Here is a 25,970-nt window from a genome sequence, read left to right on the forward strand (position 1 = left end):
CCGAAAGAGTGGTGGCGAAATGGGTGTTACCGGAAGCGCCGAACGCGGGCCTGCCCTACACGGCCGACATCAGCTGGGAGTATGAGCGTTTCACCACGGGCGCCACCTACCAGCACGCCGTCACCGAAACGCAAGTCAACATCCATGTGGCGGGGCCGGTGGAAACGGACACGCCCGCCGTCGTGCAAGCCTATGAACCGTTGTGGCTGCGCGCCAGCTTCAAGCGCGACGATGGCAATGTCTTCCGCGGCACGGATCTGTACGCCTTCGTGCTGTTCCAGGCGCCGCAGGGCCTGTACTTCGTGGAATCGCTGACGGACGACGGCCTGGGCTTCGACCCGGGCGCCAATGACGGCGTGTACGCAGGCAGCCTGGACTTGAAACGGGCTTACCGCACCCTGCTGCAATACGATCAAAAGGTCTTTGGCACCTGGCGAGTCTTCGTCTTCGCCCAGGACGTCAACCACCTGACCAAGCCCGGCACGCCGCCCGAAATCGCCGCCCAGCACATCGGCGGCATGTTCGTCGCCAGCGCCATCGAAATCACCTTCGACGACACCCTGCCCTGCCCGCTCAAGGCGCAGGCGAATATCATCGTGGTGTGAGGGGGAAAATCGAAAACGGCCGGGAAAAACGCGCAGGGCTAGGCGCCGCCTCGAAGACAGTACGTCAGTACGGCGAGAGGCAGGCAACAACGCCTTGGGCGTTTTATCAGCCGCTCTTAGACCTTGACGGCGTCAACTTTCGCAATCACCGTGCGCGGGATGATATCCGTAACCGGACACGTATCCATCGCATCCGAATACGCGAGCCAGCGCTGCAGGCTTTCCATGCGGCGGATGGTGATGCCCTTGCCGTTAATGTAGCCGATCTGCTCGAAATAGGCGGGGTTGGTAGTCAACTTCGACACGGTGGGCGCATTGTCCACCAGGCGGTCGTAGGCCTTGCGCGCCTTGTGCTCCCACTTGGCCAGCACGGGGTCGTCGAAGCGGTTGCTTTCAAAATACACGGTGATGGTGCGGTCGTGGTTGGCAAAGCCAACGATGGCCGCACCCTTGCGTATGGTCAACAGGACATCTTCCTTGACGCCCGTGACGGGAACAAAGACGGCAGCGCGCCCATCCGTATCTGGCCGCTCCATGGGAATATCTTGTCCGATTATGCTCATCACATCACACTCTTTGTAATCGCCTGTTGGCCTGTTGTATTTGTATCTAGTTTTTGAAAGCATGTCGTACGCACGCGGACGGGGCCGCTGCGACTGGCCGCTTCCAGGCTCGCTGCCATAGCCTGTCATACCATTTTTCAAATAATACATTGCTGTAAAGCACTACACAAGATAATCAGGGCCGCGGCGCCCCCATGTCCTCCGCCGGATGGGGAATGGTGTGCACCGCAGCAATCGCCTTATAATGCTGCGATTACCTCACGCCCCCACCTTCGCACCATGACGCTTCCCGAGAATGACACCAGCCGGCTCGACGCCATCAGCGCCGCCGCCACCGAAGTGGCCGCGCAAAACGTGGCCGACCTGCTGGCCATGGCCATCTGCCACCGCCCGGACGAACCATCCCTGATCGTCTGCGACAAGCGCAGCTGGCTCAATGTCGTGCTAACGGAAGCGTACCGCCAGGCCTTGCCGGACGCGAGCTTCATCGACTTCGACGAGGTCACGCCGGACGCCGTGCTGGCCGCGTTTGCCGACCTGCCGGCCGGCAGCCTCGTCGTGCTGATCCAGTCGACCAGCTTCCGTCTGGAAGCGTTCCGCATCCGCATCGAGCTGTTCAAGCGGGGCCTGAAAGTCATCGAACACGTGCATTTGTCGCGCATGCCCGGCGTGCAGGGACTGCACTACATCGCTTCGCTGGCCTACGATCCCGCCTACTACCGGGGCGTGGGCCACGCGCTGAAGGCGCGCATCGACGGCGCCCGCCACGGCATGGTCGACAGCGGCGGCGAGCAGTTGTCTTCGCTTCCCCGTTCGAACCGGCCAAGCTGAATATCGGCGACTACAGCGGCATGAACAACATCGGCGGCCAGTTCCCGCTCGGTGAAGTGTTTACGGAAGCGCAGGACCTGGAAGCGGTGAACGGGCGCGTGCGCATCTTCGTCTTCGGCGACACGCACTTCATGGTCAACCGCCCCGACACGCCGATTACCCTGATCATCGACAAGGGCCGAGTCACAGGCACGGAAAACGCCACGCCGGAATTTACCGCCATGCTCGAGATCATCCGCGCGCATGAAGGCGAAGTGTGGGTGCGCGAACTGGGCTTCGGCATGAACCGCGCCTTTTCGCGCGAACAGCTGGTCAACGACATCGGCACGTATGAACGCATGTGCGGCATCCACCTGTCGCTGGGCGCCAAGCACGGCGTGTATACAAAACCGCAGTTCAAGCGCAAGGATGCGCGCTACCACGTCGACATCTTCGCCGTCACCGAAGCCGTTTATCTGGACGACGAGCGCGTGTACGCCGATGGCGCGTGGACGGTGGAAGCCGTCGCGTTCAATTGACCGTCAGCTGAAAAATCCGGCGGCGTCCAGCTCGCGGTCCCATGGCGGCACGGGCTGGTATTCGGCCACCAGGAAATCGATCAGCGCGCGCACCTTGGGCGACATTTGCCGGCTGGCCGGATACAGGGCGCTCAAGTGATTCAGCGGCAGCGCCCAGCCGGACAGCACGGGCAGCAGGCTGCCATCGAGCAGATTGCGCCAGGCGAGAAAGGTGGTGCTGTAGACGATACCCAGTCCCCGCTGCGCCGCCTGGTGCAGCACCAGGCCATTATTGGCCGTAAAGCCCGCCTGCACGCGCACGCTCACTTCCTCGCGCTGTTCCCCTTCTCCCCGCTGGAAATGCCAGTTCGTGCCATCAGTCAGGTGGCTGAAATGCAGGCACTGGTGCTGCAATAAATCCTGCGGCGACTGCGGCACGCCCCATTGCGCCAGGTAGGCGGGACTGGCGCACAGCACGGCGCGGCACGGCGCCAAAGGCCGCATGGCCAGCGCGCTGCTGTCCGGGATGCCGCCCACGCGGATGGTCAAGTCGAAACCGTGGCGTATCGGGTCGAGCAGGGCATCGTCGACAAACAGCTCGGCCCGCACCTGCGGGTGCAGCAGGCTGAAACGGGCGACGGCATCGGCCAGCCACGCGCTGCCGAAACTCGATGGCGCCTGGATGCGCAGCGGCCCGGCCAGCTCCGCCCCCGCTCCCGCCTGCGCCACGTGCGCCACCATGCGCGCCGCTTCCTGCGCCTGGCTGACGGTGGCCATGCACGGCGCCAGATAGGCGCGGCCCGCGTCCGTCAGGCTCACTTCGCGCGTGGAGCGGTGCAGCAGGCGCGCATTGAGGCGCTCTTCCAGCTGCATGATGGTCTTGCTGACCATGGCGCGCGTCAGGCCCAGGCGCTGTCCCGCCGCCGTGAAGCTGCGCAGGCGCGCCACTTCGACAAAGATTTCCATCGCTTTTAGTTGATCCATGTCAAAGATTGTCTGCGTTTTGGCGACAATCTGTCAACCAGAGGGCGATTGTTTGCCACCCTCGGCCATCCTACAATGGCGCTTTCCACTGACCTTCCGGAGCCGCCGCCATGCTGACGATCGAACAACAAGAACAATACCAACGCGACGGCTACATCATCCTGCCCGGCTTCAAGGGCGCGGATGAAATCGCCGCCTTGCGCGCGCGCGCCGAGCAGATTGTCAACGAATTCGATCCCAGCGTCAGCCAGTCGATCTTCACGACGCGCGACCAGGCGAAGAACACCAACGATTATTTCCTCGCCTCCGACAACACCATCCGCTGCTTCTTCGAGGAAGAGGCGTTCGGCCCGGATGGCCAGTTGAAACAGGCGAAATCGCTGTCGATCAACAAGATCGGCCACGCCATGCATGACCTGGACCCCGTCTTCCGCACCTTTTCGGCCGACCCGAAACTGGCCGACGTGGCGCGCGACCTGGGCCTGGCGCAAGCCCAGGTCTGGCAATCGATGTACATATTTAAACAGCCCGGCATCGGCGGCGAAGTGCGCTGGCACCAGGACGCCACGTATTTCGAGACCACGCCGATCAGCGTGACCACCTTCTGGTTCGCGCTGGAAGACGCGACCCTGGACAACGGCTGCCTGTGGGCCGAGCCGGGCGGCCACCGCGGCCCCCTGCGCGAACGCTTCATCCGCAACGGCGACCAGGTAAGAGTGGAAAAACTCGATGCCATGCCCTGGCCCGACGACAGCACGGCCGTGCCGCTCGAAGTGAAGGCCGGCGCCCTCGTCTGCTTCCACGGCTTGCTGCCTCACTACAGCGCGCCGAACCGCTCGCCCGTCTCGCGCCACGCCTACACCTTGCATGCGACGGACGGCCAGACCGAGTACGCAGCGCATAACTGGATACAGCGCGACGCGGCGTTTCCCGTGCGGGGCTTCGTCTGATGCGCATCCAGGTTTTCGCCGCCCACTGGGGCAATAACGACCTGGCGCCCGAGGTCTTCATCGACAAGGTACTGGCGGCCGGCTTCGACGGCATCGAAATGTCGCTGCCGCTGGACGCCGCCCTGCGCGAGGAATGGACGGACCGCATCGCCAGGGCTGGCCTGGACTTGATCGCCGCGCAGTGGGAAACCGTCTTCCACGCTGACTTCGCCCTGCACCGCGCCGCCCTGGCGGAACTGCTGGAAAACGCCTGCCTGGCGCGCCCCGTGCTGGTCAACACCCACACGGGCAAGGATTTTTATACGCCGGCGCAGAACGGGGAGTTGATCGACCTGGCCGCCGCCATCTCGGAAAAGCACGGCGTGCCCATCGTGCATGAGATCCACCGCAGCCGCTTTTCCGGCCACCCGATGCTGCTGCTGCCGTATCTGCAGCAGTATCCGCAACTCCCCTTGACGGCCGACCTGTCGCACTGGTGCTGCGCCTGCGAATCGCTGCTGGAAGACCAGCCGCAGACCCTGGCGCAGGTGCTGCCGCTGGTACACCACGTGCATGCGCGCGTGGGCCATGCGCAAGGGCCGCAGGTGGCCGACTTCCGCGCGCCGGAAGCCAAGCCGGCGCTGGACGCCCACCTGGCGTGGTGGGACGCCATCGTCGCCCTGCGCCGCGCCTCTGGCGCCGAACGCATGACGTTTACGCCGGAGTTCGGCCCCGCGCCGTACACGCAAACGCTGCCCTGGACGCAGCAACCGGTGAGCGACGCGTGGGAACAGAACGTCGCCATGCTCGCCCTGCTGCGCGCGCGGTACGCCGGGTAAAGCGCCCGCGTCCCGGCGCCGGATCGCCAGGTCCGGCGCCGCGCATTGCAATTAAATAGCGCACTATATATACTGTGCCCATGGATACCACCACCCCTCCCAACCCCTTGCACCAGGTGCCGCGCCTGGACAGCCAGCTGTGCTTTGCGCTGTATTCGACCTCGCTCGCCATGAACAAGCTGTACCGCAAGCTGCTGCGCAAGCTCGGTCTTACCTATTCGCAATACCTGGTGATGATGGTGCTGTGGGAGCGCGACGGCCTGACGGTGTCGGAAGTGGGCGAGCGCCTGTTCCTCGACTCGGCCACCCTGACGCCCCTGCTCAAGCGCATGGAGCAATCGGGCCTGTTGACGCGCACGCGCGCCGCCAGCGACGAGCGCCAGGTCATCATTTCGCTCACAGAGCAGGGCGACCAGCTGCGCCACGCAGCGGCCCTGTTGCCCGAAGCCATCCTGACGGCCAGCCACTGCAGCGTGGAACAAGTTGTGGACATGAAACAACAGCTGAACCAGTTGCGCGATAGCCTGATGAAAAGTGAGTAAACGCGCCGCTTTTCCGAGCAAAATCAGGCGAAATATCCCCCTGACAGCGCCAGGCAAAAGCTGGCGCACAATCCGCCTTTCTTTATTACAAATCGATACAAGGATGGCCCCACCCTGCGTATAGAATAGTTGCCACTATTTCCTTACAACAACATCAGGGTGAATATGCGCATTTTTTCGGCTCCGTTGCCTCGTTGGCTCTCTGCTTTACCGTGTCGGCCTTCGCTGCCGAACCATTCGACGACAAGTTCCGCCAGCTCGAAGAGGTGCTGCCCACCCCGAATACCTACCGCACCGCGTCCGGCGCCCCTGGCCACGCCTACTGGCAGCAGCGCGCCGACTACACGATCCGCGCCACCCTGGACGAGGCCAAGCGCGAAATCGCCGGCAGCGGCACCATCACCTACCATAACCAGTCGCCCGATACCCTCGGCTACCTGTGGCTGCAGCTGGATCAGAATATCTACAAGCCCGATTCCGACGCGCGCCGCATGACCACGGCGCCCTCGCGCCAGGCGTGGGCCAAGACGGCGGGCGAAGACACGATGAAGTTCGAAGGATTGCGCGGCATGCTGGCGCGCGGCGACTTCCAGGGCGGCTTCAATATCCGTGCCTTGAAAGGGGCCGATGGACAGCCTTTGAAGTATGTAGTGAACCGCACCATGATGCGCATCGACCTGCCGCAGCCCCTGAAGCCGGGCCAGGATTTCGTCTTCCAGGTCGACTGGGATTACCGCATCAACGAACAGAAGGTGCTGGGCGGGCGCGCCGGCTATGAAGTCTTCGACGACAAGAACGCGCTGTTTGAGGTGGCGCAATGGTTCCCCCGCATGGCCGCCTATTACGACGCTGCCGGCTGGCAGCACAAGCAGTTCCTAGGCTCCGGCGAATTCACGCTGGAATTTGGCGACTACGACGTGCAGTTGACCGTCCCCGCCGACCATATCGTCGCCTCCACGGGCGAATTGCAAAATCCGCAGGACGTGCTGTCAGGCGCGCAGCGCGAGCGCCTGGAGAAGGCCCGCCGCAGCGACAAGCCCGTCGTCATCGTCACGCAAAAAGAAGCGGAAGCGGCCGAAAAATCCGTCAGCCGCGCGCAAAAGACGTGGCACTTCAAGGCGGCCAATGTGCGCGACTTCGCCTGGGCCTCGAGCCGCAAGTTCATCTGGGATCGCAGGGCTACAAAAAGGGCGGCAGCGACGTGATGGCCATGTCCTACTATCCGAAAGAGGGCAATCCGCTGTGGGAAAAATACAGCACGCAAGCTATCGTGCACACGATAGAACAGTACAACAAGTACAGCATCGACTACCCATACCCGACGGCCATTTCCGTCAACGGCCCCGTGGGCGGCATGGAGTATCCGATGATCTCGTTCAACGGCCCCCGTCCCGTGAAGGACAAGAAAACGGGCGCGCTCACGTACTCCAAGCGCACCAAGTATGGGCTGATCGGCGTCATCATCCACGAAGTGGGCCACAACTACTACCCGATGATCATCAACTCGGACGAACGCCAGTGGACATGGATGGACGAAGGCCTCAACACCTTCGTGCAATACCTGGCGCAGCAGGCGTGGGAAGAAAACTACCCGGCCTCGCGCGGCGAACCGCGCGAAATCGTCGACTACATGCGTAGCCGCGACCAGGTGCCCATCATGACCAATTCCGAGTCCCTGCTGCAGTTCGGCAACAACGCTTACGCCAAGCCGGCGGCGGGCCTGAACATCCTGCGCGAAACCATTCTCGGGCGCGAGCTGTTCGACTACGCCTTCAAGGAATATGCGCAGCGCTGGAAATTCAAGCGTCCCACGCCCGCCGACTTCTTCCGCACCATGGAAGACGCCTCCGGCACGGACCTGGACTGGTTCTGGCGCGGCTGGTTTTATACGACCGACCCGGTCGACATCAGCATCGACGGCATCAGCGAATACGGCGTGAGCTCGAAAGATCCGGCAACGGAAAAGGCCTGGAAAAAGGCGCAAAAGGACGCCCAGCCGGAATCCGTCACGAGCCGCGCCAACAAGGGCATGCCGCGCCGCGTCGACGCGCATCCGGAGCTGAAGGATTTCTACAACCAGCACGACGATTTCACGGTGACCAACAAGGACCGCAACGCCTACGCCGAAGCGCTGGCCGGCCTGGAACCGTGGGAGAAGGATTTTGCTGAAACAAGGCAAGCACCTGTACCTGGTCGACCTGTCGAACGTGGGCGGCATGGTCATGCCCCTGATCCTCGAGATCGAGCTAAAAAGCGGCAAGAAGTACGTGGAGCGCGTGCCGGCCGAAGTATGGCGCTACTCGCCGAAGAAAATCACCAAGGTCGTCATCACGGATGAACCGATGGTGGGCCTGGTGCAGGACCCGTACTGGGAAACGGCCGACATCGACACCAGCAACAATAGCTGGCCGAGAAAAATCACGCCCTCGCGCCTGGAACTGTTCAAGAGCGAGAAGTCGCCCAGGGAGAACCTGATGCGCGATTTTCATACGCCGCTGAAAGGCCAGAACGGCGGCGCGGCCAAGGGCGACGAGGCGTGAAGCGCTGGCGCCTTCTCGCGGCGAGCCTGCTGGCCTGCGCCAGCATGGCGGCCGGCGCCCACAATTTCCACATGGGCATCGCCGACATCAGCTATAACGGGGCCAGCGGCAGCACGGAAGTGGTGCACACCTACACGGGCCACGACGTCGAGGCGCTGCTGACGAACCTGTACCAACGCCAGTTCGACCTGGGCCAGGAAGACAGCGAAGCGGCCCTGCGCCGCTATGTCGAAAAACAGTTTTACCTCGTGGGGCCGGACGGCAAGCGATTGCGCCTGAACTGGGTCGGCATGAAGGTCAATGCCGACAACGTGGTGATCTTCCAGGAAATCGAGCACACGCGCCTGGTCCCCGCCACGCGCATCCACAACCAGTTGCTGATCGACTTCCTGCCCAGCCAGCGCAATACCCTCAACGTGCAGGACAGCGGCAGCATCCAGACGCTGATCTTCGACCGCCAGAACACGGAATTGCCGATCCGCCAAGCCCCAGTACACCCATGACGCCACGCTATCTGCCCCTCTTCCTCGCCGCCCTGTTTTCCGCCACCGCCGCCCATGCCGACGACATCTTCCAGCGCGTGCTGGTCGACGGCTCCCGCCTGAACCAGCTGGGCGTGGCCGATTCGGCCAACGCGGGCAGCGTCACGCAACAGCAGCTCGACGCGCGCACCAGCTACCGGCCCGGCGAATTGCTCGAAGCAGTACCGGGCTTGATCGCCAGCCAGCATAGCGGCGAGGGCAAAGCCAACCAGTTCTACCTGCGCGGCTTCAACCTCGATCACGGCACCGACTTGCGCACCACGGTCGACGAGATGCCCGTCAACCAGCGCAGCCATGGCCACGGCCAGGGCTGGACGGACCTGAACTTTTTGATCCCCGAACTGGCCATGCGCCTCGATTACAAAAAGGGGCCGTATTCGGCGGCGCAAGGCGATTTTTCCTCGGCGGGCGCGGCGTCCGTCATCTACGCGAACCGCCTGACGCAGGGCATCGCCAGCGCGGGCATCGGGCAAAACGGCTTTCGCCGCGCCCTGCTGGCCGATTCGTTTGACGCGGGCGACGGCAGCCTGCTGTACGCGCTCGAAGCGCAGCATAACGACGGCCCGTTCACGCAGCCGGACCGCTACCGCAAGCGCAATGGCGTGCTGCGCTACAGCGAAGGCTATGCCAACAACGGCTTCAACGTCACAGCCATGGCGTATGACGCCAGCTGGAACGCCACCGACCAGATTCCGCTGCGCGCCGTGCAGGACGGCAGCTTGGGCCGCTTCGACGCCATCGATGCCAGCGATGGCGGCAAGGCGCAGCGCTACAGCCTGTCGGGCGCCTGGCGCCAGACGACGGACGACGCGTCGTCCAGGGTCAGCGCGTATGCGATCGCCAACCGCCTGGCCCTGTTCTCGAATTTTACGTATGCGCTGGACGACCCGCTCAACGGCGACCAGTTCGCCCAGCCCGACCGGCGCGTGACGGCCGGCGTCAATGCCAGCCACACCTGGCACCGCCACACGGACAGGGGCAGCAGCGACACCACCATCGGCCTGCAGCTACAGAACGACAATATCCACAATGGCCTGTACAACACGCGCCGGCGCCAGATCCTGTCGACCACGCGGCAAGACCATATCGTCGAAACCAGCATCGGCGTGTATGGCGAAAACAGCACGCGCTGGTCGCGATCGCTGCGCACCGTGGCCGGCCTGCGCGCGGATGCCTACCGCTTCGACGTGCGCAGCGACCGCGCCGCCAATGCGGGCACGGCCAGCGACCATTTGTTCAGCCCCAGCCTGAGCGTGATCGCCGGTCCGTGGCGCGAGACGGAAGCGTATTTCAACATTGGCAATGGTTTTCACAGCAACGACGCACGCGGCACGACCATCACGGTCGATCCGAAGACGGGCGAGGCGGCCGGCAAAGTCACGCCATTGGTGCGCTCGCGCGGCCTGGAACTGGGCTTGCGCAGCGCCGCCATCGCCGGCCTGCAAACGTCGCTGTCGCTGTACCGCCTGGACTTCGATTCCGAGCTGCTGTTCATCGGCGACGCCGGCGCCACCGAGGCGGGCCGCCCCAGCCGCCGCTACGGCATCGAGTTTTCCAGCTACTACAAGGCGGCCAGCTGGCTGTCGCTGGACCTGGACCTGGCGTATGCGCGGGCACGCTCGCACGGCAGCGACCCGGCGGGCGACTTCATCCCCGGCGCCATCGAAGGCGTGGCCCAGCTGGCCATGACGCTGACGCCGCAGGGGCCATGGTCAGGGTCCTTACGCCTGCGCTACTTCGGCCCGCGCCCCCTGATCGAGGACAACAGCGTGCGTTCCGCTGCCAGCGTGGGCTTGAACGGGCGTATCGCCTACCAGATCGACAAGACCCTGCGCATGGAACTGGAAGGCTACAACCTGGCCAACCGGCGCGACTCGGCCATCGATTACTACTATGCCTCGCGCCTGCCCAGCGAGACGCAGCCGGTCGACGATATCCACTTCCATCCGGTGGAATCACGCTCGCTGCGCCTGACCCTGGTAAAGAATTTTTAACTCAACAAGAATAATTCGTATCGCACACTGCACAGGAATCGCCGCGAAGTCGTAGAATGCCAGGCTGGATAAACTGATACAGGCCGCGTTCCGGCCGACCGCCATGAGCACTTCCGCACCGATCTTTACCGACCCGTCCCACGTCAAGGACGCCTTGCGCGATGACGGCTATGCCGTCCTGCGCCCGCAGGACGTGGCCGCGCTGGCCGGCTGCCCGCTCGACGCGCTGCGCGCGCTGGAACCAAGCTGGAATACGCTGGCGCTGGACAATTACCTGAAGGATGGCGGCCGCTATCGGCGCCGGCGCCACTCGTGCTTCGTGCAGGATGGCGAGCGCCTGACGCAGACGGCGCACCGTCCGCACTGGCAACCGGTGGAATACAACGCTCTGCACGGCGGCATGCACCGCCTGTTCGAACCGGTCGAACCGGCTATCGTTGCGCAAGCGGCCTGGCAGCAGCTGATCCGCGCGCTGGGGGACGCCTGCTCGCAGGTCAAGGGCCGCCAGCCGTGGTTCATCGAGGCGCACCAGTTCCGCATCGATACGACCGATGGCATCGGCCGCCCCACGCCGGAAGGCGCGCACCGCGACGGCGGCGTCGACTTCGTCGCCGTGCTGCTGATCGGGCGTGAACAGGTCAAGGGCGGCGAGACGCGCATCTTCGAAGCCAATGGTCCCAACGGCAAGCGCTTTACCCTGACCGAGCCGTGGTCGCTGCTGCTGCTCGACGATGCGGCCGTCATCCATGAATCGACGCCGATCCAGCCCGTCGGCGAACATGGCCACCGCGACACCCTCGTGCTGACCTATCGCGCCGGCCAGTTCCAGGGCGAAAACTGATAGACGGCCACAGCATTCCCATGGGCCAAAATAGTTACTTGGAAGTTACTTTTACAGACCTAAATCCGATATAGTCACAGGATGTCGATCTTGCGCGCTCAACGCGCCCAGCATCACCACACTGAAATCCTAGGAGAGGTCTGTGGACTCCAACAACCAAATCAAGCCTGACGAAATCGAGATCCTGATCGTCGAGGACAGCCCGACCCAGGCGGAGCGCTTGCGCCGCCTGATCCAGTCGCTGCACTACAACGCGCGCGTGGCGGCGAATGGCCAGCTGGCCCTGGCCGCCATCCGCGAGCGCAAGCCGCACCTGGTGCTGTCCGATATCGTCATGCCTGAAATGAATGGCTACGACCTGTGCCGCGCCATCAAGTCCGATCCGACCCTGCGCGACATTCCCGTCATCCTCGTCACCTCGCTCAACGACCCGAAGGACATCATCCGCGGCATCGAGTGCGGCGCCGACAATTTCATCCGCAAGCCCTATGCGGAAGACTACCTGCTCAACCGCATCAGCCACATGCTGATGAACCAGAAGCTGCGCAAGAACCAGAACGTGGAAATTGGCATCGCCCTGTACCTGGGCGACCAGAAGCACTTCATCAATGCGGAGCGCCAGCAAATCCTCGACCTGCTGATCTCCACGTATGAACAGGCGGTGCAGGTCAACGGCGAACTGCAGGCGCGCGAACGCCAGGTGATCGAGCTGAACATGCGCCTGGCGCACCATGCGGCCGAACTGGAAACCATCAACCGCGAAATCGCCCTGAAAAACCTGGAACTGGCCGAGGCGAGCCGCATGAAGTCCGCCTTCATCGCCAACATGTCGCATGAATTGCGCACGCCGCTGAACGCCATCATCGGATTCACGGGCGCACTGCTGATGAAACTGCCCGGTCCCCTGACGTCGGACCAGGACAAGCAGCTCAATACCATCCGCGCCAGCGCGCGCCATCTGCTCTCCTTGATCAACGACATCCTCGACGTGGCCAAGATCGAAGCGGGCAAGCTGACCCTGTCGATCGAGCCGGTGCACTGCCAGGACCTGATGGCCGAAGTGGCCGACACCCTGCGCCCCCTGGCCCAGCAAAAGGGCCTGGCGCTGGAGATGGCGCTGGGCGAAGCGGGCCAGCCGCCCGCCATCATCGAGACGGACCGCCGCGCGCTGACGCAAATCCTCATCAACCTGCTCAACAACGCCATCAAGTTCACGGAACAGGGCACGGTGCGCATCAGCCTGGCCCAGCGCGAGGAAGACGGCGTGCTGGTGACGGAAATGAGCATCGCCGACAGCGGCGCCGGCATCAAGGAAGAAGACCAGGCCAAGCTGTTCCAGGCCTTCTCGCAGCTCGATTCCACCTCCACGCGCCACGTGGAAGGCGCGGGACTGGGCCTGTACCTGTGTCAGAACCTGGCCAACGCCATCGGCGGCGCCCTGTTCTTCAACAGCGACTACGGCTCGGGCAGCACGTTCACCCTGGCCCTGCGCAGCAAGGCCTGAACTGCGATGCACCGCAACATGCCATTGTGATGTTTGCCATCCTGGAGAGATGGATACAGTAGCTCTACGGTATTGCACTGCAACATATTCAGCGCTATAGTGAACCTGTCTCCTCCAATTCGTTCTCCGAACATTGGATTCAGCCCGCGCCAGTTCGCGGGCTTTTTTTTGCCTGCGTTTTCCATGATCTTCATCTTTCCTTAACTAAATCAAGCGATTTAGTTATATCAATCGTTTGAGATATATGATTAAATCCGACATGATTGAAAAAAACATTTCCCCAACACCAAGCGCCGACGACGGGCGCAAGCCCCGCTCCGATGGCGAGCAGTCGCGCGAGCGCCTGCTGCACAGCGCCATCCGCCTGTTTGCCGAGCAGGGCTACGCCAAGACCTCCACGCGCGAACTGGCGCAGGCGGCCGGCACCAACGCGGCGGCCATCCGCTATTATTTTGGCGACAAGGCGGGCCTGTACCGCGCCGCCTTCTCCCATCAACTATCGAATCCACAAGACAATATCGCCCTGTACGAGCAACCCCATTTCACCCTGCGCCAAAGCCTGGAAGGCTTTTATGCGCAATTGCTCGCCCCCATGCAGCAGGGAGAAATCGCGCGCGACTGCATGCGCCTGTGGTGCCGCGAGATGCTCGAACCGACGGGCCTGTGGGCGCGCGAGGTCGACCAGAACATCCGTGCCGAACACGAGGCGCTCACGCGCGTGCTGGCGCGCCACCTGGGCGCCCCCGACGACAGCGACGACATGCACCGCCTGGCGTTTTCCATCGCCTCGCTCGCCCTGCAGCACATGGTCGGCGCCGAGGTGCTGCACACCCTGCGTCCGCAACTGATGGAATCGCCGCACGCCATCGATACCTGGCTGGCGCGCATGACCGACTACGCGCTGGCCATGGCCGACGTGGAGCGCCGGCGCCTGGCCCTTCCTCCCTCTCCCCCCACCGCTCAACGACAAGCACAAGGACCAGCATGACGACTATTCGATGCACCGTTCAAGGCGCCCTGGCCGCCGGCATCGCGCTGGCGCTGGGCGGCTGTGCCCTGCAGGGACCGCCCGCCGCGGTGGCCGCCAGTGCGCCCGCGCAGTGGCAGGCGCCGCTGCCGCACAACGGCAAGCTGACGGACCTGGCCAGCTGGTGGCAGGGCCAGGGCGACAGCCTGCTGGTGGAATTGATCACCGATGCGCAGCAGGCCAGCCCCACCATCGCCGCCGCCGGCACGCGCATCGTGCAGGCGCGCGCGGACAGCATCGGCAGCGGCGCCGCGCTGGCGCCCACGCTCGATGCGACGGGTAGCGTGGTACGCACCAGCCAGCAATCGGCGCAGCCCGGCGGCACCACCTCGCAGGCGGCCTTGCAGGCGTCGTGGGAAATCGATGTGTTTGGGGCCAACCGCGCCACGCGCGATGCGGCGCAAGAGCGCTACAACAGCGCCCGCGCCGGCTGGCATGAAGCCCGCGTCTCGGTGGCCGCCGAAGTGGCAAACCAGTACTACGCCTTGCGCACCTGCCAGCAATTGCAGGCCGTGGCCGAACAGGATGCCGTCTCGCGTCGCGACTCGGCACGCCTGACGGCATTGAGCGCCGGCGCCGGCTTCCAGCCGCCCGCCAACGCCGCTCTGGCCCGCGCCAGCGCCGCGGAAGGCGCCAGCCGCGCCATCGAACAGCGCGCCGCCTGCGACGTGAACGTTAAGGCGCTGGTGGCCCTGTCGGCCCTGCAGGAAGAGACGCTGCGCCAGAAGCTGGCGGCCAGCCCCTTTGTTGCGCCCTCGCCCGTGGCGATTGCGCAACTGCCGGCGCAAACCCTGGGCCAGCGTCCCGACATTTACAGCGCCGAACGCGAAGTGGCGGCCGCCAGCTTCGAAGTGCGCGGCGCCCAAGCGCAGCGCTACCCGCGTCTGAGCCTGGCCGGCTCCATTGGCAAGGGCAATATCCGCGCCGGCGGCAGCAGCATCACGGCCAGCACCTGGAGCATCGGTCCGCTGGCCGTCAGCCTGCCCATCTTCGACGGCGGCACCCGCCGCGCCCAGGTCGATGCCGCCACGGCGCGCTACGACGAAGCGGTGGTGAAGTACCGCGCCGGCGTGCGCCAGGCCGTGCGCGAAGTGGAAGAGGCGCTGGTCAACCTGGCCAGCACGGACGAGCGCAGCGGCCACGCGAAAACGGCCCTGGAAGGCTACCGCGTGTCGTTCGTCGCCACCGAAGACCGCTACAAGAATGGCCTGGCCAGCCTGATCGAACTGGAAGACGCGCGCCGCACGCGCCTGGCCGCCGAAAACACGGTGGTCAACCTCGAGCGCGAACGCAGCGCCGCCTGGGTGGCGCTGTACCGCGCCGCCGGCGGCGGCTGGAACAGCAGCAGCGCCATCGCCAACAACGCCCCCTGACGGATACGACAACATGAAAAAAATGACCTTGAAACCGATGGCGCTCGCGCTGGCCGCCCTTTGCGTGGCGCTGGGTGCCGGCGTGGCCCTGTACTCCCCGTCGTCCACGGCGGCCGACGAGGCGAAGGACAAGAACGCGGCGCAAAAACCCGCACTCACCGTCACCACGGCCAAGCCGCAGACGGCCAGCCTGCCCATCAAGCTGAGCGCCAACGGCAACGTGGCCGCCTGGCAGGAAGCCATCATCGGTAGCGAATCGAACGGCTTGCGCCTCACCGACGTGCGCGTGAATGTCGGCGACGTCGTGCGCGCCGGCCAGGTGCTGGCCGTGTTCTCGAACGACACAGTGAACGCCGACGTGGCGCAGGCCAGGGCCGCCGTGCTGGAAGCGGAAGCCAACGCGGCCGAGGCAGCCGCCAACGCGCAGCGCGCCCGTTCGCTGCAAAGCACGGGCGCCATCAGCGCGCAGCAGATCAGCCAGTACCTGACGGCAGAACAGACGGCCAACGCGCGCATCGCGTCGGCCAAGGCGCAGCTGGCGTCGCAGCAGCTGCGCCTCAAATACACGCAGGTGGTGGCGCCCGACAGCGGCATCATCTCTGCGCGCTCGGCCACCGTGGGGTCGGTGGTGGGCGCCGGTACGGAATTGTTCCGCATGATCCGCCAGGGCCGCCTCGAATGGCGCGCCGAAGTGACGGCCACCGAGCTGCTGAATTTAAAACCCGGCACGCTGGCGCAGGTGAAGGCGGCCAATGGCAGCGTTTTGACGGGCAAGGTGCGCATGATCGCCCCTACCGTCGATCCGCAGACGCGTTCCGCCCTCGTGTACGTGGACCTGCCGGCCAGCAGCGGGCAACAATGCGCCGTTCAAGGCCGGCATGTACGCCAGCGGCGAATTTGAACTGGGCACCTCGGGCGCGCTGACGGTGCCGCAGCAGGCCATCGCCGTGCGCGACGGTTTTAGTTATGTCTTCCGCCTCAATCCCGACCAGCGAGTCAGCCAGATCAAGGTGCAGGCCGGACGGCGCCTGAGCGACCGCATCGAGATTGTAGGCGGTATCACGGCCGACACGACGATTGTCGTCAGCGGCGCCGGCTTCCTCAATGACGGAGACCTGGTACGGAATGTGGCGACGCCAACAGCAGCCAAGCCGGCCGCAGCGAAAAAGTAAGGAGAGGCCATGAATTTTTCCTCCCTCTCGATCAAGAATCCGATCCCGGCCATCATGCTGTTCGCGCTCTTGACCCTGGCCGGCCTGCTGGCCTACAAGGCCAATCCGGTGCAGGATTTCCCCGACATCGAACTGCCCATCGTCACCGTCAGCGCGGTGCTGCCCGGCGCCGCGCCGGCGCAGCTGGAAACGGAAGTGGCGCGCAAGATCGAAGACTCCGTCGCCACCCTGCAAGGCGTGAAAAACATCTACACCAAGGTGCTCGATGGTGTCGTCACGGTGACCGTCGAATTCATCCTGGAAAAGCAGATCGCCGAAGCCGTCAACGACGTGCGCGACGCCGTCGCAAGGGTCAAGGCGGACATGCCGGCAGAACTGCGCGACCCCACCGTCACCAAGGCATCCACGGCAGGGCGCGTGGTGCTGACCTTTATCGCCACGGCAAAACCCGGCGTGGACAACCCGCTCGACTCTCCCGACCTGTCCTGGTACGTCGACAACACGGTGGCCAAGCGCCTCTTGACCGTGCCCGGCGTGGGTGCCGTCACCCGCGTGGGCGGCGTCTACCGCGAGATCCAGGTGGAACTCGACGAGGCGCGCATGGCGGCGCTGAAAGTGTCGGCGCTCGACGTCTCGCGGCAGCTGCGCCTGGTGCAGCGCGAAGCGCCGGGCGGCCGGGGCGACGTCAGCGGTGCCGAGCAGTCGGTGCGCACCATCGCCACCGTGAAAACGGCCGATGAACTGTCGCGCGTGGAAGTGCCGCTGCCGGACGGACGCCATGTGCGCCTGGACCAGGTGGCCAGCGTGCGCGACACCATCGCCGAGCCGCGCGCACTGGCCGAGCAGGATGGCAAGACCGTCGTCGCCTTCGAGGTGTTCCGCACCAAGGGCGCCAGCGAAGTGGCCGTCGCCAACGGCGCGCGCGCCGCCATCGCCGACCTGCAGAAGGAAAACCCCAGCGTGGTGCTGCAGCAGTCGATCGACAATGCCTTCCCCGTCGAGGAAAACTTCGACGGTTCGATGGAGCTGCTGTACGAAGGCGCGCTGCTGGCCGTGCTGGTGGTGTGGTGGTTCCTGCGCGACTGGCGCGCCACCCTGGTGGCCGCCGCCGCCCTGCCCCTGTCCGTGATGCCGGCCTTCCTCGGCATCTACTGGTTCGGCTACACGCTCAATACCGTCACCCTGTTGTCGCTGGCGCTGGTCGTCGGCGTGCTGGTCGACGACGCCATCGTGGAAATCGAAAACATCGAACGCCATCTGCGCATGGGCAAGTCGCCGATGGAAGCGGCCATGGAAGCGGCCGATGAAATCGGCATGGCGGTGATCGCCACCACCTTCGCGCTGGTGGCCGTGTTCCTGCCGACGGCCTTCATGAGCGGCATTCCCGGCCTGTTCTTCAAGCAGTTCGGCTGGACGGCCGTGCTGGCCGTGCTGGCCTCGCTGGTGGTGGCGCGGCTGCTCACGCCGATGATGGCCGCCTACATATTAAAACCGCTGCCGCACAAGGAGGAACAGGATGGCTGGCTGATGACGCGCTACCTGACCGTCATGCGCTGGTGCCTGAAGCACCGCGGCATCACGGCCATCGCCGCGGCCCTGTTCTTTGTCGGCGCCATCGCGCTCGTGCCACTGCTGCCGACCGCTTTCGTGCCGGCCGCCGACCGCGCACAGACGCAGATCAACCTGGAACTGCCGCCCGGCTCCACCCTGGGCGAAACGCAGGCCGTGGCAGCGCTGGCGCGCGATGCGGCCATGCGCACGCCGGGCATCCAGGGCGTTTTCAGTTCGATTGGCGGGGGCTCCAGCGGCGATGCCTTCGCCCCCGGCGCGGCGGCCGAGGCGCGCCGCGCCGTGCTGACCCTGACCACCGTGCACCGCACCGAGCGCAAGGAATCGATGGCGGACCTGGAAACGCAGCTGCGCCACAAGCTCGATACGATCCCCGGCGCCCGCTTCACGGTGGGGCCGCCCGACACGGGCGTCAAGATGCAGCTGGTGCTGCGCTCGGAAGACCCGGTGGCGTTGATGGCGGCGGCGCAAAAGGTCGAGCGCGAGCTGCGCGGCCTGAAAGGCATCGGCAACGTCAATTCCAGCGCCTCGCTGGTGCGCCCGGAAATCATCGTGCGTCCCGATTTCGCCAAGGCGGCTGACCTGGGCGTGACGGCGGCAGCCATCGGCGAGACCGTGCGCGTGGCCACGGCCGGCGACTACGACACGGACCTGACGAAAATGAACCTGCCCGAGCGGCAGGTGCCGATCCGCGTCAAGCTGCCCAACAGCGTGCGCGCCGACCTGGCCGCCATCGAGCGCCTGACGGTGCCCGGCAAGAATGGCCCCGTGCGCCTGGCGAACGTGGCCACGGTGACGATGGAAAGCGGCCCGGCGCAGATCGACCGCTTGAACCGCAGCCGCAACGTGACTTTGGATGTCGAACTCGGATCGCGCACGCTCGGTGAACTGAATGAAGAAGCGCGCGCGCTGCCGTCGATGAAGAATTTGCCGCCGTCCGTGAAGATCGCCGAACTGGGCGACGCGCAGGAAATGGCCTCGCTGTTCGCCAGCTTCGGCCTGGCCATGCTGATCGGCGTGCTGTGCATCTACTGCGTGCTGGTGCTGCTGTTCAAGGACTTCATGCAGCCGGTGACCATCCTGGCGGCGCTGCCGCTGTCGATCGGCGGCGCCTTCGTGGCGCTGCTGATCACGGGCAGCGCCCTGTCGATGCCGTCGATGATCGGCCTGATCATGCTGATGGGGATCGTCACGAAAAACTCCATCCTGCTGGTCGACTATGCGATCCTGGCGCGCCAGGCCGGCATGAACCGCTTCGATGCGCTGGTCGACGCCTGCCACAAGCGCAGCCGCCCCATCCTGATGACGACGATCGCCATGGGCGCCGGCATGATGCCGCTGGCGCTGGGCTGGGGCGCCGACCCCAGCTTCCGTTCGCCGATGGCGATTACCGTCATCGGCGGCCTGATCACCTCGACCTTATTGAGCCTGCTGGTGGTGCCGGCCGTATTCACCTATATCGACGACCTGGAGCACCTGCTCAAGCGCGGCATGGCCAGACTGCGCCGCCAGCAGGCGCCGCTGCGGCGCGATGACAGGGTGGCGCTGGAAAAATAAGCGCCAGGCGGATTGCAAAAACGCCCCCTGCGGGCAAGGAAGCGGGGGACCGGCCGCCAGGCCGCGCTCCCCCGCTTTCATCTATCTGGCATACTGCGCCCATTCTCCATGAACGCAATTTGCCCTGCCTATGAATTACCCCACTCCGCTGGCCCTGCTGTTGATCTGCTCCCTGCTGGGCGCCTGCTCGGAAAAAACCGCGCCCGCCACGGCACAGGAAGCCGCCGACGCACCGGCAGCAGCCGTCGAACCGGCGCCGGCCGACATCGTGCCGCCGCCGTCCGCCACCGCGCCCAAGACCGACGAAATGAACACGCCGCAGGCGCGCGAGCGCGAAGCGGCCATGATGCGCGCCGTCTTCGGCAAGGCCTACCGCGGCGACAGCGACGACGCGCTGGCCGACCTGCCCGATCCGGACAACCACGTCGACAAGCTCAGTTACGTCGTCAGCGCCGTCAGCCACAAGCTGCTGCCCGATGGCGGCGCCATCCTGGTGGCGAATGCGGAAACGGCCAATACGGAAGGCACGGCCGAATCGGCGCATGCCTGCCTCGCGGGACTGCTGAATGTCTTTTTCCTGGCGCCCAAGGGCGCGCCGCAAGACGGCCAGTGGCAAATCGTGAAACGCCTGGAAAACATCGCCGCCCTGGGCTCGTCGGGGCAGCTCGGCGAAGTCCACTGGGTCATGCTGGGCGCGAACAAGCCGGGACTGGCGATCCGCCACGGCTATACGGGCCAGGGCTACACCATCACGCAACTGGCCCTGTTTGAAATCGGCGACGGCAAGGTCAGCTCGCTCGATGGCGCCATCGACCTGTACTCGGACAATATGGGCGCCTGCGGGCCTGAAACGGACGAGTGCTGGATGGTCAGCGGCAAGTGGCGCTTCGCGCCGGCGCGCAATGGCGGCGCCTACGACGACTTGCTGATCGACTTCACGGGCGCGTCCGAAAAGATCAAGCCGGGCGTCACGGTCAAGCCGGACGAAGACCCGCCGCGCATCGCCACGCCCCTGAACGGCCACGCGCGCTATGGCTTCGATGGCAAGGGGTACAAAACTGCTTGAAGGGAAGAATACGGTGCCTGGCGTGTAAGCAGCTCCGTCACACCGCTACTTGCGCGCCGCTTCCAGGCGCGCCAGCAGCGGCGCATACATCGAACGCGTATGGCTGCTCCAGCGGGCCATGGCGCTGTCGATATCGAGCAGCAGGCGTTCCGACAGCACCTTGTCGCCCTGCTGCAGCGCCCAGATCGCGCACTCGGCGCGGCACTCGAAGCTGTTGTAGCGCGTCAGCGCATCGTCGAATTCCGCCTTCGCTTCTTGCTGCCGCCCGCTTTGCGCCAGCGCGCGCGCCGTCAGCAGGGACACCATCTCGGGACGGAAATGGATATCCGTGCGGCGGATGAATTCCAGGTGCGTCAGCGCTTCGGCGCCGCGCCCGCACTCCAGATAGGCCCGCGCCGCGCCGAGGCGAATTTCCAGATCCGATGAAAACGCTCCCCGCAGGCAGGCTTCGTACGTCGCCGCCGCTTCCTGCGCATCGCCCGCCTCCAGCTGCGCGCTGGCCAGGCGCATCTGGTTCTGCGCCGTCGGCGTGTACTCGAAGGCCGCTTTCGCCTCGCGCAGTTCCCGGTTCGGATCGAGCACCTGCACGGCCACAGAGGCGACCTTGCGCGCGCCTTGCGGCAGGCGCGAATTGGGCAGGTAGATGGCGAAGAAATACACCACGCTGCCCAACAGCGGGAACATGAATAAAATGAGCAGCCAGTACAGCTGCTGCCCGTTGCGCACCACATGAATCGCAAAGAATACCGCGATCAGGATGTGAATGCCTATGCCAAAAATCGTCATGCTGCGACCTCGTTCGTTCGTGATGGAAGCGGCTGGCACCATGCCGCCGCTTTTCCTGGTGAGAATATTACACTGGCCGCGCCATGCACACGCCCCTATTGCGCCTTGGCCGACCAGCCGCCGCCCATGGCGCGGTACAGGTCGACCGAGGCGACGAGGATGCGCGTCTTCAGCTGCAGCAGTCCCACGTCGGCGCTGTACAGGGTGCGCTGGGCGTCGAGTTCTTCCAGGTACGAGGCGTAGCCATTGCGGTAGCGGTTATGCGCGATGCGCAGGGTGTCCACCGCCGCGGCGCGGCGCGCGTCGTTTTCCACGGCTTGCTGCTGCAGCCGGTAGAGGGCGCCCAGGCTGTTCTCCGTTTCGGCAAAGGCGTTGCGCACCACGTTTTCATACGCGTACACGAGCTGGTCGCGCTGCGCGCCGGCAGCATCCGTCTGCGCCTGTACCCGCCCGCCATCGAACAAGGGACCGGCCGCCAAGGCCGTCAGGCGCCACAGGGCGGTCGGCGCATGCAGGAAATCGGTGAGGGTCGTGGCCTGCCCGCCGCCCACGGCCGTCAGCTTGAACGAGGGCAGCAGCTGGTCGCGCGTGGCGGCCAGGCTGGCGTTGGCGGCCGCCAGGTTGTGTTCCGCGCGCGCGATGTCGGGCCGCCGGCGCAGCAGTTCGGACGGCAGGCCGGCCGGCACGCCAGGCGCCGCCAGTTCGGCCAGGGGCAAGCCGCGCGCGATGGGGCCGGGATTGCCGCCGACGAGGACGGCCAGCGCGTTTTCCTGCTCAAAAATCTGCCGCTGCAGCTGCGGCACCTGCTCGGCTGCCGCATGGTATTCCGATTGCGCCTGCAGCCATTCCAGGCGCGAGCTGTAGCCCACCTCGAACTGCTTGCGCGCCAGTTCGCGCGACTGTTCGCGCAGCTGCAGGGTCGATTGCGTCAGCGCCAGCTGCGCGTCGAGTCCCCGCAGGTTCAGGTAACTCGTTGCCACGCACGCTGGCGGCGATCGACAGCGCCGCGGCATCGAGGCTGGCCTGCTCGGCGCGGTAGCTTTCCCCGGCCGCATCGCTCAGACTGGCCAGCCGGCCCCACACGTCGATTTCATAGCTGGCCTGCAGTTCGGCCTGGAAGACATTCGTCACGTACGGCTTGCCGCTGGAGGCCAGGGTGCGCGTGCGCGTGGGCGAACCGTCGAAGGCCAGGTTGGGCGCGCGGTTCGCGTCGGCCTGCGCCAGGCGCGCGCGGTACTCCTGCACGCGGGCGCGCGCCACGCGCAAGTCGCCATTGCGCGCCAGCGCTTCGCCCACCAGGTCGCTCAGCACGGGGTCGCCGAAGGCTTGCCACCACAGCTGCTCCACCTGGGCCTCAGTCGCCACCGGTGCGCCGATCGCTTGCGCGCGCCAGCCCGACGGCAGCTGCAGTGCCGATGCAGGCTGCGGCGGCGCTTTGGCGGCGCAGCCTGCCAGCGCCAGCGCGGCGGCCATCAGCAGGTGACAGGTGACGGCGCTTCATGGCTTGGCCTTCTTCGGCGGTGGCGGCGGCGCGGGATTGTCCGCCGAGTCGTTCAGCACGGCCGACGTGTCGACGCTGACCACCACCGACATGCCGGGCACGAGGCGGCGCGCATTCGCCTGGCCCGGATCGATGCGGATGCGCACGGGAATGCGCTGGGCAATTTTGAGGTAGTTGCCGGTCGCATTATCGGCCGGCAGCACGGAAAACTCGGACCCGGTGGCCGGCGAAATGCGCTCCACCTGGCCCGTCAGCACGGCGCCGTCGAGCGCGTCGACGTGGAAGGTGGCGCTCTGCCCTTCCTGCACGCCGTTCATCTGCGTTTCCTTGAAATTGGCGATCACCCACATCTGGCGCGGCACCAGCGCCATCAGCTGCGCGCCCGAATTCACGTATGCGCCCTGGCGCACCGTCACCTGGCCCAGCTGGCCATCCGAGGGCGCCACGATGCGCGTGTTATCGAGGTCGATCTTCGCCGCCTTGACGGCCGCTTGCGCGTTGGCCACGGCAGCCTCCAGCGCCTGCTTGTTGACCACCACCGAATGCACGCTTTGCTGGGCGATGTCGAGATTAGCCCTGGCTTGCGCCAGCGCGGCCGCCATCTGCGCCTGCATGGCACGCGACTGGTCGTGTTCGCGCTGCGACAGCGAACCGTCGGCCACCAGCTGCTCCACCCGGCTCAAGTCCGCGCTGGCCTTGCGCGCCTGCGCTTCCGCGTTGGCCAGCGCCGCCTCGCTGACGGAAATGCCCGCCTGCGCGCTGGCCTTCTGCTGCGCCCAGTTCGACAGGGCCGCCTGCTGCGCGGCCAATTGGGCCTGCGCCTGCTCGTAGCGCTGCTGGTAGATGCGGTCGTCGATGCGCACCAGCAGCTGGCCTTCCTTGACGTCCATGAAGTCCTGCACCGTCACTTCCACCACATAGCCCGACAGCTGCGTGCCGATGATCGTCACCTGCCCCCGCACGGTGGCGTTTTCCGTCGTCACGATGGGGCTGGTGAACGGCGGCAAACGCCATGCATACAGCACGATCAGCACGCCCACCAGGGCCACGGCGGCAAAGGCCAGCGCGGACAGCCACTGGTGGCGCCGGTCCGGCTGTGCCGTCGAAGGGGCGGCGGGTGCGGGTGCGGTGGGCGGTACTGGCGGCGTGGTGTTATTTTCTGTCATTGCTCGGTTCCGAATTGGTAATGGGGACGATGGCCATGGCCGTCTGCGCATCGCGCACGGGGCCGACCAGGCGGCGCGCGCCGTTGGTGATGCGGGTCCAGGACTGGCTGACCAGCATCCAGATCAGGGTGGCGATGGCGACGCCGGCGATCATCAAAAAGACGTCGTTGTAGGCCAGCACATTGGCTTCGCGCGTAGCGACGGCGCCCAGGCGCGCCACGCCCTGGGCGCTGCGCAGGGCCGGGTCCATCAGCACGCCGCCGTAGCTTGCGGCGCCGGACTGCACGCGCGCGGCCACCTGCGGGTCGAGCATGGTGAGGTGCTCAACCAGGTAGCTGGAATGGTATTTCTCGCGCGCCGTCTGGATGGTGCCGACGATGGCCGAGCCAAGGAGTCCACCCAGGTTCTGCGTCATGGTAAACATCACGGAAAAACTCACCAGGTTGCGCGGTTCGGCGATCACCGCGCCCATGCCGGCCACCATGGTGGGACCGAGGAAGTACGTGCCGCCAAAGGCCAGCAGAAACTGGCTGACGTACATGTTGACGGGGCGCGTCTGGCTGGTGGCGTGCGCGTCGATCAGGGCGCCGGCAGCGATCAGCAACAGCGCGAACATCAGCGAGCGGTGCAAGGTGGCCGGATTGATCGTCAGCGCGCTGACCACCAGGCCCGCCACGCTGCCCAGCAAGACCACGATGAACAGGTTCTGCATCTGGTCCGTGTTCAGGCCCAGCGCCTGCAAAAAGCCCACGGCGCCCGTCGATTCGGACAGCACGATGCGAAACAGCAGCACGGATAAAAACAGCTTGGCGATCTTGCCCGTGGTGAGCCAGCGCGTGTTGAGCAGCGGACGCGCGCGGTTATGCTCGATGGCCAGCGAGGCGGCGATCAGCACGATGGAGCCCGCCAGGCACACGCCCACCCACTCCGATTCCATCCACCACGCCGTGCGCCCCTGCGCCAGCACGGCGCACAGCAGGGCCACGCCGGGCGCGAACAACATAAAGGTGAGGAAATCGAGCGGCTCGAACGTCTGCACGCGGTCGCCGGGCGGCAGTTTCAGGGCCAGCACGCAGCCCAGCGCCAGCAGGGCCAGCCCCAGCTCGAACAGGTACAGGCCGTGCCATTCGCCGATCTGCAGCAGTTCGGACGTGAAGATGCGCGCCAGCGGCAGCGCCAGCTGGGCAAAGCCCAGGCCCAGCACCACGCCCTTCAGGCGGTGCCGCGCGGGAAACGCCTGCAAGGTGTAGTACAGCCCCAGCACGCCCAGCGCACCGCCCACCATGCCATGCGCGGCGCGCACGGCGATCGCCGACGGCAAGGTATTCGCATACAGGTGGGCGAAGGTGACGAGCGCATACAGCACCAGGAACGCTTCCGTAAACAGGCGCAGGCCGAACTGCTGGCGGAACTTCACCAGCAGCAGATTCATGGACACGATGGTCATCACGTAGGCGGCCGGCAGCCACTGCATCTGGTAGGCATAGGCGGCCAGCGAACCTTGCAGGTTCAGCAAATTGGCCGTCACCAGGCCGTTCCGAG

General features: G+C 65.3%; 18 protein-coding genes and 4 pseudogenes. 15 read left to right on the forward strand and 7 right to left on the reverse strand.

The features are described from left to right. Positions 1-8: 8 nt before the first annotated feature. A complete protein-coding gene (locus ACQVLG_RS01870) occupies positions 9-605 on the forward strand; it encodes a choice-of-anchor X domain-containing protein (protein ID WP_474292572.1) in 597 nt (198 codons plus the stop codon). Between the two features lie 116 nt (positions 606-721). On the opposite strand, the gene ACQVLG_RS01875 is transcribed toward ACQVLG_RS01870, so the two are convergent. After that, on the reverse strand, positions 722-1,141 hold the full coding sequence (locus ACQVLG_RS01875) for a hypothetical protein (RefSeq protein ID WP_083708161.1): 420 nt from the start codon (positions 1,139-1,141) through the stop codon (positions 722-724). A 306-nt stretch (positions 1,142-1,447) separates the two neighbouring features. Here ACQVLG_RS01875 and ACQVLG_RS01880 point away from each other — a divergent pair. Beyond that, a pseudogene (locus ACQVLG_RS01880) lies at positions 1,448-2,517 on the forward strand (M29 family metallopeptidase). Between the two features lie 3 nt (positions 2,518-2,520). Here the strand turns inward: ACQVLG_RS01880 and ACQVLG_RS01885 are convergent. Then, a complete protein-coding gene (locus tag ACQVLG_RS01885; protein ID WP_230539823.1) occupies positions 2,521-3,480 on the reverse strand; it encodes a LysR family transcriptional regulator in 960 nt (319 codons plus the stop codon). A 110-nt stretch (positions 3,481-3,590) separates the two neighbouring features. Here ACQVLG_RS01885 and ACQVLG_RS01890 point away from each other — a divergent pair, with 110 nt between their 5' ends. The 13 genes and pseudogenes from ACQVLG_RS01890 (at position 3,591) to ACQVLG_RS01950 (ending at position 20,975) form a co-directional block, all read left to right on the forward strand. Then, on the forward strand, positions 3,591-4,430 hold the full coding sequence (locus ACQVLG_RS01890; RefSeq protein ID WP_474292573.1) for a phytanoyl-CoA dioxygenase family protein: 840 nt from the start codon (positions 3,591-3,593) through the stop codon (positions 4,428-4,430). Further along, on the forward strand, positions 4,430-5,248 hold the full coding sequence (locus ACQVLG_RS01895; RefSeq protein WP_474292575.1) for a sugar phosphate isomerase/epimerase family protein: 819 nt from the start codon (positions 4,430-4,432) through the stop codon (positions 5,246-5,248). The genes ACQVLG_RS01890 and ACQVLG_RS01895 overlap by 1 nt, the downstream gene beginning before the upstream one ends. Positions 5,249-5,328: 80 nt before the next feature. Then, complete coding sequence (locus tag ACQVLG_RS01900; RefSeq protein WP_076567936.1) at positions 5,329-5,790, forward strand: MarR family winged helix-turn-helix transcriptional regulator; 462 nt, start codon at positions 5,329-5,331, stop codon at positions 5,788-5,790. A gap of 830 nt (positions 5,791-6,620) precedes the next feature. Continuing rightward, positions 6,621-8,330: pseudogene (locus tag ACQVLG_RS01905) on the forward strand (M1 family metallopeptidase). Beyond that, a complete protein-coding gene (locus tag ACQVLG_RS01910) occupies positions 8,327-8,833 on the forward strand; it encodes a DUF6702 family protein (RefSeq protein WP_230539828.1) in 507 nt (168 codons plus the stop codon). The pseudogene ACQVLG_RS01905 and the gene ACQVLG_RS01910 overlap by 4 nt, the downstream one beginning before the upstream one ends. Then, positions 8,830-10,866: a TonB-dependent receptor gene (locus tag ACQVLG_RS01915; protein ID WP_474292577.1), complete on the forward strand. Its 2,037-nt coding sequence runs from the start codon at positions 8,830-8,832 to the stop codon at positions 10,864-10,866. Before ACQVLG_RS01910 ends, ACQVLG_RS01915 begins: the two co-directional genes overlap by 4 nt. A gap of 103 nt (positions 10,867-10,969) precedes the next feature. Beyond that, positions 10,970-11,707, forward strand: coding sequence for a 2OG-Fe dioxygenase family protein (locus ACQVLG_RS01920; protein ID WP_474292579.1), 738 nt, complete (start codon positions 10,970-10,972; stop codon positions 11,705-11,707). A 142-nt stretch (positions 11,708-11,849) separates the two neighbouring features. Further along, the gene (locus ACQVLG_RS01925) at positions 11,850-13,211 is read left to right on the forward strand and encodes a hybrid sensor histidine kinase/response regulator (RefSeq protein WP_474292581.1); all 1,362 of its coding nucleotides are present in this window, start codon (positions 11,850-11,852) and stop codon (positions 13,209-13,211) included. Between the two features lie 259 nt (positions 13,212-13,470). Next, complete coding sequence (locus ACQVLG_RS01930) at positions 13,471-14,199, forward strand: CerR family C-terminal domain-containing protein (RefSeq protein ID WP_474292584.1); 729 nt, start codon at positions 13,471-13,473, stop codon at positions 14,197-14,199. After that, a complete protein-coding gene (locus ACQVLG_RS01935) occupies positions 14,196-15,611 on the forward strand; it encodes an efflux transporter outer membrane subunit (RefSeq protein ID WP_474292586.1) in 1,416 nt (471 codons plus the stop codon). The genes ACQVLG_RS01930 and ACQVLG_RS01935 overlap by 4 nt, the downstream gene beginning before the upstream one ends. Positions 15,612-15,624: 13 nt before the next feature. Next, positions 15,625-16,783 (forward strand): annotated as a pseudogene (locus ACQVLG_RS01940) (efflux RND transporter periplasmic adaptor subunit). A 9-nt stretch (positions 16,784-16,792) separates the two neighbouring features. Then, entirely contained in the window at positions 16,793-19,909 is a 3,117-nt protein-coding gene (locus ACQVLG_RS01945; protein ID WP_474292588.1) for an efflux RND transporter permease subunit, read from the forward strand. Between the two features lie 130 nt (positions 19,910-20,039). Continuing rightward, positions 20,040-20,975, forward strand: coding sequence for a hypothetical protein (locus ACQVLG_RS01950; RefSeq protein WP_474292590.1), 936 nt, complete (start codon positions 20,040-20,042; stop codon positions 20,973-20,975). Between the two features lie 45 nt (positions 20,976-21,020). Here the strand turns inward: ACQVLG_RS01950 and ACQVLG_RS01955 are convergent, their stop codons facing one another. From ACQVLG_RS01955 to ACQVLG_RS01975, 5 genes and pseudogenes are all read right to left on the reverse strand, one after another. Continuing rightward, the gene (locus tag ACQVLG_RS01955; RefSeq protein ID WP_474292592.1) at positions 21,021-21,761 is read right to left on the reverse strand and encodes a tetratricopeptide repeat protein; all 741 of its coding nucleotides are present in this window, start codon (positions 21,759-21,761) and stop codon (positions 21,021-21,023) included. A gap of 95 nt (positions 21,762-21,856) precedes the next feature. Next, positions 21,857-22,741 carry an efflux transporter outer membrane subunit gene (locus ACQVLG_RS01960; protein ID WP_474292594.1) on the reverse strand — a complete coding sequence of 295 codons (885 nt, stop codon included), beginning with the start codon at positions 22,739-22,741 and terminating at the stop codon, positions 21,857-21,859. A 55-nt stretch (positions 22,742-22,796) separates the two neighbouring features. Next, positions 22,797-23,234, reverse strand: a pseudogene (locus ACQVLG_RS01965) (TolC family protein); the annotation flags it as partial. Between the two features lie 24 nt (positions 23,235-23,258). Continuing rightward, entirely contained in the window at positions 23,259-24,428 is a 1,170-nt protein-coding gene (locus ACQVLG_RS01970) for an HlyD family secretion protein (protein WP_474292595.1), read from the reverse strand. Further along, complete coding sequence (locus ACQVLG_RS01975; protein ID WP_474292597.1) at positions 24,415-25,956, reverse strand: MFS transporter; 1,542 nt, start codon at positions 25,954-25,956, stop codon at positions 24,415-24,417. The genes ACQVLG_RS01970 and ACQVLG_RS01975 overlap by 14 nt, the downstream gene beginning before the upstream one ends. Positions 25,957-25,970 lie beyond the last annotated feature (14 nt).

The sequence above is a fragment of the Janthinobacterium sp. TPC_1 genome (genome assembly GCF_056037845.1).